General features: G+C 31.2%; 6 protein-coding genes. All 6 read left to right on the top strand.

Annotation, left to right across the window (positions count from 1 at the left end):
- Positions 1 to 561: 561 nt before the first annotated feature.
- The gene (crtD, locus tag AACZ53_RS13300) at positions 562 to 2,037 is read left to right on the top strand and encodes a 1-hydroxycarotenoid 3,4-desaturase CrtD (protein ID WP_339839400.1); all 1,476 of its coding nucleotides are present in this window, start codon (positions 562 to 564) and stop codon (positions 2,035 to 2,037) included.
- Positions 2,031 to 2,657, top strand: coding sequence for a carotenoid biosynthesis protein (locus AACZ53_RS13295; RefSeq protein WP_339839399.1), 627 nt, complete (start codon positions 2,031 to 2,033; stop codon positions 2,655 to 2,657). Before crtD ends, AACZ53_RS13295 begins: the two co-directional genes overlap by 7 nt.
- Position 2,658: 1 nt before the next feature.
- Positions 2,659 to 3,138, top strand: coding sequence for a sterol desaturase family protein (locus AACZ53_RS13290; protein ID WP_339839397.1), 480 nt, complete (start codon positions 2,659 to 2,661; stop codon positions 3,136 to 3,138).
- A gap of 109 nt (positions 3,139 to 3,247) precedes the next feature.
- Complete coding sequence (locus AACZ53_RS13285) at positions 3,248 to 4,216, top strand: class I SAM-dependent methyltransferase (RefSeq protein ID WP_339839394.1); 969 nt, start codon at positions 3,248 to 3,250, stop codon at positions 4,214 to 4,216.
- Positions 4,217 to 4,225: 9 nt separating this feature from the next.
- Positions 4,226 to 4,933 (top strand): DUF3291 domain-containing protein, encoded by a 708-nt coding sequence (locus tag AACZ53_RS13280; RefSeq protein ID WP_339839390.1) that lies wholly within the window; start codon positions 4,226 to 4,228, stop codon positions 4,931 to 4,933.
- A 505-nt stretch (positions 4,934 to 5,438) separates the two neighbouring features.
- A partial coding sequence (locus tag AACZ53_RS13275) for a choice-of-anchor L domain-containing protein (protein WP_339839386.1) occupies positions 5,439 to 6,279 on the top strand: 841 nt, incomplete at its 3' end.

The raw sequence follows: 6,279 nt of genomic DNA, 5'->3' as shown, positions 1-6,279 counted from the left end.
CCATTTATCCAACATTCTTTAATTTGGTAAATAAAAAAACCTAAAAAAGTTAAAACTGTTCCTGCCTTTTCATCCCCCCAGTGTACAAAAAAGAATCGTTCTCTTTTAAATAGTTCTTTGCAGAATAGTATTTAACCTATGAGTTAAATTAAATTATATTATAAAAAAACTTTATGCATTACTAATAACTCCACTAAACAAAAAAACAGAACAGAATGGATTGTCTGTTTAATTCAAAAAGCAAATTCTTTAAAGAGACTTTAACAGTTTGATGTATTCCTGAACAATATCCTTGGTCTTGACCCTAAAACTAGAAAAGAAAAAGTATCTAGAAAAGCTATATTACCGAGACCTCCAAGAAAGTAAAAAAAAATTTGATATTTCTAGTTTATACAAAAACAATCTTTAATACTTTAAGGTTGGAGTTTCTAATTTGTAAAAGAAAATGTTTTAAATTTTTTGTCGGTTATTAGCAATTTATTAATAAGATTTTTTTAACTTTTGTTGTACTATTAAGCCATTATAATAAATTAATTTTACATATCGAATTAATTAAAAAAAATGACAAAAACCGTTGGTATAATTGGAGCTGGAATTGGAGGTCTTGCATTATCCATTCGGCTAGCTAATCAGGGTTTTAAGGTAACAATTTTTGAAAAAAATAGTTATCCAGGAGGAAAATTGAGTGAGCTAAATATAAATGGATTCCGATTTGATAAAGGCCCATCATTATTTACAATGCCTTCGTTGATAGATGAATTGACTAATTTACAAGGGAGCTCACATCCATTTGAATACCAGAAATTAGATGTCATAACTAATTATTTTTATTCGGATGGAACGCAGCTAAAAGCTTCCGCCAATATAGAAGATTTTGCAGAGGAAGTACATCTAAAATTAAATGAAAAAAAAGAAACTGTTTTAAAACACATCAAGCGCAACGCTTTTTATTTTAAAACCACCGAAGATTTGTTTTTGAGGCAATCGCTTCATCAACTGAAAAATTTTATTAATTTTAAGACTATAAAAGGTATATTATTTTCCCCATTTTTAGGATTATTCTGTACAATGAACGAAAAAAATTCGCGAACATTTTCCAATCCAAAAACAGTACAACTGTTCAATCGATTTGCAACTTATAATGGTTCAAATCCCTACAAGGCTCCTGGCTTAATGAATATGATTTCGCATTTAGAGTTCAATCTCGGGGCTTATTTACCGAAAAAAGGTATGCACCAAATTACAACACATTTGGTCAAACTAGCTGAAGAAGCTAATGTAACTATCAACTACAATGCAACTGTTGAAACCTTAGATGTTGGATCTAATAACCGGATTACCTCGATCAAAAGTGATGGCATCAAATACACCTATGATATTGTGGTTAGCGATGTAGATATTCACGTACTTTATAACTATTTATTACCAAAATCTTTTACTCCTAAAAAACTAATTCAACAAGAAAAATCAAGTAGCGCTTATGTTTTTTATTGGGGAATAAATAAAGAATTTGCAGCGTTAGGATTGCATAATATTTTGTTTAGCGATGATTATAAAAAGGAATTTGATCATTTGTTTTCAGAACAATTTCCAACTGATGATCCGACAATTTACATCAATATCACTTCAAAATATTGCAAAGATGATGCGCCGGAAGGTTGTGAAAACTGGTTTGTAATGGTTAATGTGCCGCACAATAAAAACGAAAGTATAGATTATGCAACCGCTATTCGAAAAAATGTAGTTGACAAAATTAACGCTATATTGAAAACTGATATTGAAAAATACATCATTACAGAAAGCACTTTAAGTCCAGTTGACATAGAAACCCAAACTTCGTCTTACGGCGGATCGCTTTACGGTAACTCTAGCAACAATAAATTTGCTGCGTTTTTAAGACATGCTAACTTTTCATCAAGTATCAAAAATTTGTATCTTGTAGGAGGAAGTGTGCATCCTGGAGGAGGAATTCCTTTATGCCTTTTTAGTGCAAAAATAGTGAGTCAATTAATCGTAGAAAGAGAAAAGAAATGCTAAAAACATATAAATCTTATTTTTTATATTTCTTAATTCTAGTATATGTATCTGGATCAATAGGTTTTATAGTCAATCCCTCTTTTTTTAGTCCTTTTACGCCCTATACTTTATTATTGACTTGTTTTGTTTTTTTAATTCACAGTCCAGGAGTAGACAAAAAATTTCTAGTTGCCTTTTTTTCTATTGCTTTTTTAGGTTTTATTATTGAAGTAATTGGCGTGAAAACGGGGTTGATTTTCGGAAAATATTACTATGGCGATGGATTAGGTTTTAAAGTACTTGAAGTTCCACTGATCATTTCTATTAATTGGGCAATACTTATTTGTGCTGGAATTAGAATAGTAAGTGGTATTTTTGCAAACAAAATAACTTCATTGCTTGTCGCTGCTTTATTAGTAACGCTTATTGATTTGATTATCGAGCAAGTGGCACCAAAACTCGATTTTTGGTATTTTGAAGAAGGACTACCGGGTTTACATAATTATTTGGGTTGGATTGGAGTAGCTTTTTTTACTTCCTACTTTTTTTACCCTACAATTATTAAAGGCAATCGTTCTGTTTCATTAATAATATTGATTTTACAAATTATTTTTTTTACCTCATTATTTATATTTATTTAATATGGAAATAATAGTTAATTGCAGCATTGTTCTAATAACATTTATACTAACAGAATTTTCTGCTTGGGCAAATCACAAATACATCATGCATGGATTTATGTGGTATTTCCATGCCGATCATCACAAAAAAGACCATAAAAGTTGGTTTGAACGAAATGATTTATTTTTTATCATTTATGCCGTGCCAAGTTGGTTGCTCATAATGTTTGGAATGATGAACCAATATGCTTGGTATACTTGGGTTGGTTTTGGTATTTTACTCTATGGTTTAGCCTATTTTGTTGTACATGACTTGGTCATACACCAACGTTTCAAGGTGCTTACTAAAACAAAAAACGTTTATGTTTTAGCTTTGCGTCGTGCGCACAAAATGCATCACAAAAACACTGGAAAAGAGGGTGGAGAAAGTTTTGGGATGTTAATTATCAAGAAAAAATACATTCAAGCTGCCTTAAAACAGACTAAAATTATTAATGCATAAAACAGCATGCAGCTGAATAAATATCTTAGTCTTTAGCATAAGGTTTTACACTTTTACTTTAGTTTATTCTATATGTTTTTCATAAGCTGCACATAAATTATACTATCAAATGGATCATACAAATGCTGTCTATTGCCCGATTTGTAAAAAAAACGAAAGTTCTTATTACATGTCTACAAATGCGCTTATGCATGAGCCAAATAAGGAGCTTTATACTTTTAATATTTGCAATAATTGCGAAGCAGTATTTTTAACAAATCCAGTAACACCCGAACGATTAGAGCATTATTATACAGACAGTTACTTGCCTTATAGAGGAGCCACTGCCTGGGGAAAGTATGGTTCATTTGTAGCTAACAGTCAAAAAAAAATAGATTTAAACCGTGTTAATTTTGTAAAAAAATATCTTAAAAAAAACAATCCTAACATTAATGTTCTTGATGTAGGATGTGGTAATCCAAGTTTTTTAGAAATTTTAGAACAAAAATCAAAAGCAAATTGCATTGGAATTGATTTTTCAGATTCAGGCTGGAAGGGCAAAAACTTTCCCAACTTAGAACTTAAAAAAATCTCGATTGAAGATTATGTTTCTGACAAACAATTTGATATAATTACATTATGGCATTATTTAGAACACGATTACAACCCGAGTCAAACCATAGAAACACTCTATAATTGTCTTAAATGTGGAGGAAAATTAATTATTGAAGTCCCTGATTATAATAGTATTAGCGCAAAAATTCAAAAATCATATTGGCAAGGTTGGCATTGTCCAAGACACATTTCGTTACCAACCAAAAAAAGTTTTGACCTTTTGTTTCAAAAAGACAAATGGGAAATTAAAAAACATTTGCGATACGGAACCCTTGATGCGTTTACACTATGGTGGCTTGGCAGAATGCAAAAAAAAGAGGTTGATTGGTTTGGTAGTATGTCTAATCATTTTTGGCCGCTTGTACTTTTAAAAGTGGTTACATTTCCTGTTTTTGCTTTTGAAAAACTATTTCCAATGGGCATACAAATAGTGGTAGTTGAAAAAAATAATCTGAATTACAATCCTAAACCAATCAAAAAATAATTGATCCCCATGAGCCAAATAACTACTTGTACTTTTTTTAAATTGGAATCATTGTCCAACAAATTATGGGCATTGTCCCAAATGCAATTAGGACATGCTCATTTCAAAAACATCGAAGGCCTTGTGTTTTACAAGCTATTAGGCTCGGGTGCAGAAAATGGTTTTAGTTCGATACCCAACTTTGGTACATATGCATTATTATGTATTTGGGATTCAGAAATGCAGGCTACTAATTTTTTTGAAAAAAATTCATTTTTTAACAATTATAAATCTAAAAGCGCCGAATCATTTACCGTTTTTGCACATGCAGCGGAAGCCCACGGAAAATGGGACGGAATACAACCTTTTGTTTCCCATGCTACTTTGGCTTTTGATAAGCCCGTTATGGTTTTAACACGAGCCAGTATTCGCCTTTCAAAATTGATTTCTTTTTGGAAAAAAGTGGGTCATGTCAGTAAAAGTCTAGAAGATTACGATGGTTTAGCACTATCTATTGGTGTAGGCGAATGGCCTTTAATCCAACAAGCAACTTTAAGCATTTGGAAAACGCAAGCCGAGATGATTGATTATGCCTATAAGAATGAAAAGCATAAAGAGGTTGTTCGTCTTACCAGAAAACTAAAATGGTACAAAGAAGAGTTGTTTGCAAGATTTATTCCCTATAAATTTTTAGGCGAGTGGAATGGAAAAAATGTCGCCAATTTTCTTGAACTCTAATCTTATTTTGGCTCATCTTATGAGTAATGAAATCATTAGTTTTTAAACTATCGCTGTTTTGATTAACTTTTTTATTGTCTAAAAACTGTTACTTGAAAAAGAATTGTAATTATTTTCTATTTTTTGTAACTTATTTCTACTCCCTATTCATAACCTTTGTACACTTAAAAAATTGAGGAGGCAAAGACAGGAGACAACTTAAAATTACCAAGCAGATTAGCAATCGTGAAACCGAGGTTTCAGTGCTAAAATCAAGGTCAGTTTTTCAAAAGAGAATTAAATATCGTTTCCTGTATTTTACACCAAGTTCAGCCTTTTAATTTCCTAATAGTCACATACTCAATTATTGCATTATAGCTGCAATTTTCTCCAAGAAGGGGAGCTTTAAAAGCCTAACAGCAATGTTAGGCTTTTTTTAAATACTTTTTTTTCTAAATTTTCGTTTACATTTAATTGCATATATTTGTATTTTAATTTGTTAATCATTTCCATAAAGCCCCAAACTGTGAAAAAATTAATTTTTCTTATAAGCTTATGTTCATTCATAAGTTATAGCCAGACTATTACTGTTGATAGTAATACTTATTCTGCTTCAGATTTAGCAAATCTATTGGTTACTAATTCTTGTATTTCTCCCACAAATGCTTCTTACTCATCAGGTCAATCAGTTGCTTATTTTAATAAGAACAGCTCAGCCTTTCCAATAAATCAGGGTGTCATCATTAGAAATGGAGTAGCACAACATTCAGAAGGAGTTTATTCTGGAATCAACCTAAGTAGTCAAGTGAATTCTAATAGTGATGTTGACCTTCAAAATTTAAGCAATAGCTCTGGACAAACTTCAACCATAACAGATGCAGCTTATTTACAATTTGATTTTGTGCCTATATCTAATAATTTTAATTTTAGATTTTTATTTGCCTCAAATGAATATGGAGAGTTTCAATGTGGATTTAGCGATGTATTCGCTTTTTTATTAACTAATTTAACAACGGGAATAACCACAAATATAGCGGTTGTTCCAGGTACAAATACGCCAATTTCTGTAAAAGATATTAGAAACAATGCTTATAATTCTTCTTGTGGCTCTGTTAATCCAAGTTTGTTTAATATTTACAATGTTAACAATCCTGCTGCTTCAAGTTTAAACATGAGAGGTTTTACTCAGGTTTTAAATGCTTCGGCTGCTACAATTCCCAATAATCCCTATAGAATAAAACTTGTAATTGCTGATTATAAAGATGCTGATTATGATTCGGCTGTTTTTATTTCTGCTGGAAGCTTTAATAGTACTGTAAATTTAGGTCCAGATTCAAGTCTTTGCCTAGGAAACAACACTACTATTA

The organism is uncultured Flavobacterium sp. (genome assembly GCF_963975005.1).
Classification (GTDB): domain Bacteria; phylum Bacteroidota; class Bacteroidia; order Flavobacteriales; family Flavobacteriaceae; genus Flavobacterium.
This window is presented reverse-complemented; position numbering and strand designations above follow the sequence as displayed.